The sequence below is a fragment of the Acinetobacter sp. V2 genome (assembly GCF_001188385.1).
Classification (GTDB): Bacteria; Pseudomonadota; Gammaproteobacteria; order Pseudomonadales; family Moraxellaceae; genus Acinetobacter; species Acinetobacter oleivorans.
Map to the genome: position 1 here is coordinate 14,999 of NZ_JZFB01000002.1, position 2,020 is coordinate 17,018.

The 2,020-nt window shown below is 36.9% G+C and carries 2 protein-coding genes and 1 pseudogene; 2 read left to right on the top strand and 1 reads right to left on the bottom strand.

What is annotated here, in order from left to right; translation table 11 throughout:
- Positions 1-330: pseudogene (locus UC75_RS20855) on the top strand (xanthine phosphoribosyltransferase); the annotation flags it as partial.
- Positions 331-377: 47 nt separating this feature from the next.
- Here UC75_RS20855 and wrbA read toward each other — a convergent pair.
- The gene (gene wrbA, locus UC75_RS08805; RefSeq protein ID WP_023274375.1) at positions 378-986 is read right to left on the bottom strand and encodes an NAD(P)H:quinone oxidoreductase; all 609 of its coding nucleotides are present in this window, start codon (positions 984-986) and stop codon (positions 378-380) included.
- A 359-nt stretch (positions 987-1,345) separates the two neighbouring features.
- Between wrbA and UC75_RS20860 the strand changes: the two genes are divergently transcribed.
- Positions 1,346-2,020: YihY family inner membrane protein (locus UC75_RS20860; protein ID WP_228137231.1), on the top strand; the 675-nt coding region annotated here is incomplete at its 3' end.

The following is a 2,020-nucleotide window of genomic DNA, read 5'->3' on the forward strand; positions in this document are numbered from 1 at the left end:
CAGTCATTGACGTTAAAAGATGACTTATATCGCTCTAAAGTATTTAGTTTTACTAAACAAACTGAAAGCACGATTGCGATTTCAAACAAACACCTTCATTCAACTGATAAAGCATTAGTTATTGATGACTTCTTGGCGAATGGTCAAGCAGCATTAGGACTAATTGATTTAATTCATCAAGCAAATGCAGAAGTTGTGGGTGTTGGTATTGTAATTGAAAAATCATTCCAACCAGGCCGTGATTTATTGCTTGAAAAAGGCTACCGAGTTGAGTCATTAGCACGTGTTCTTTCTCTTACAGATGGTAAAGTTACTTTTGTAAAAGAATAAATTGTGCAAATAAAAAAGAGCGGATATCCGCTCTTTTTTTTGGCTGTTTAAAGAGAAACTACAAGCTTTTTAACAACTTCACCCAAACGCTTACCTTGAGCTTCACACAAAATCTTTTCATCCTGACTTAAGCTCTGGTCATGACGGGGTCCGCTTACATGACTTGCCCCATACGGTGTTCCACCTGTTTTAGTGTTAGATAAAGCTGGAATTGCATTTGGTAATCCTAAAATCATCATCCCGTGATGAAATAATGGCGGTAACATCGTGAGTAAAGTACTCTCCTGCCCACCATGCATTGATCCAGAAGAAGTAAAAACACAAGCAGGTTTATTATGTAATGCCCCATTGAGCCAAAGACTCGTCGTTTGATCCCAAAAATATTTCATTTCACTTGCCATATTGCCGAAGCGAGTTGGGGAACCTAACGCCAGACCCGCACAATTCGCTAGATCATCTAAAGTACAGTAGATATCGCCTTCTGCCGGAATACTTGGTTCAGCTACCGTGACGACCGGAGCAATATTTGGCACTGTCCGAATTTTCACTGACATACCCGCAGACTCAACACCATTGGCAATTAAATGTGCCATTTCTTTAGTAGAACCATATTTACTGTAATAGAGTACAAGAATGTAAGGTTGCATCGGTTTCATAAATTTTGTTAAAAAGAACACTATACGGTATTTTTTATTTTTTTGGCGAAACCAATTTTATGAAATTCTAGAGGTGATTGATTGTTTAGCGTTAAAGGTAACACGAGCAAATTTCTTAAATTCGTTGAGTAAAGGTTCACCAATTTTTGATGGATCCTATAATCACACAACAGAAAGCCAACTTTTCTGAAAAGATTATGGCTACAATTTTTTCTATAGCGCATAGTAAACTTACAGAACGACTTTAATTCTATAAGTTATTATTTTGCTTTAATCTACGATTTGAGTTCTTCAGCTCATACTTTGATAAGCTATTAATCGCCCAACATGATGATTAAAAAAATCGGGATAGACAACGCATGTTACAACGTTTTTTAAGTAAGCTTCCTTTTTATAATAAAACCTGGTTTCAGTTCGTTTTATATGTATTTAAACGTTTTGAAGCTGATCGGTGCCGTGAACAAGCTGGTTCTCTCACCTATACAACACTATTCGCAGTTGTACCGATGTTAACGGTTTTTTTAGTTATTATTTCTTCAATTAAAGCGTTAGAACCTGCAAGACAACAGCTCCAACATTTAATCTATAGTAATTTTTTACCCAAGAGCACTATTGCATTTGATAAAGCTCTAAATGCTTTCACAGAGAAATCGAGCAATCTAACCGTTATTGGTGTGCTGTTTTTATTCGTCACTACCGTTTTAATGCTGACCTCAATTGAAACCGTCTTTAATCGCATTTGGCGCGTAAAAGAAACTCGTAGTGGCATTATGGGTTTTATGCGTTACTGGACCATCATCTCTTTAGGACCGATTATTTTAGGAAGTGCATTCGTCATTTCCTCGACTGTCGCTTCCATGAATATTCTCAGCAATAATTTTGCAGGATATCAACTTGATGGATCATTCATACTCTGGTTGATTTCTTTCTTATTGACCATTGTTGGCTTTTTTATTTTGTACTGGACTATTCCGAACCGAACAGTTCCAGTTTATGCAGCCGGTATAGCGGCTTGCTTAAGTGCTGTACTTTTT

Coding starts and splice junctions, on each gene's coding strand:
- wrbA (WP_023274375.1), bottom strand. CDS start 986: ATGAAACCGATGCAACCTTACATTCTTGTACTCTATTACAGTAAATAT.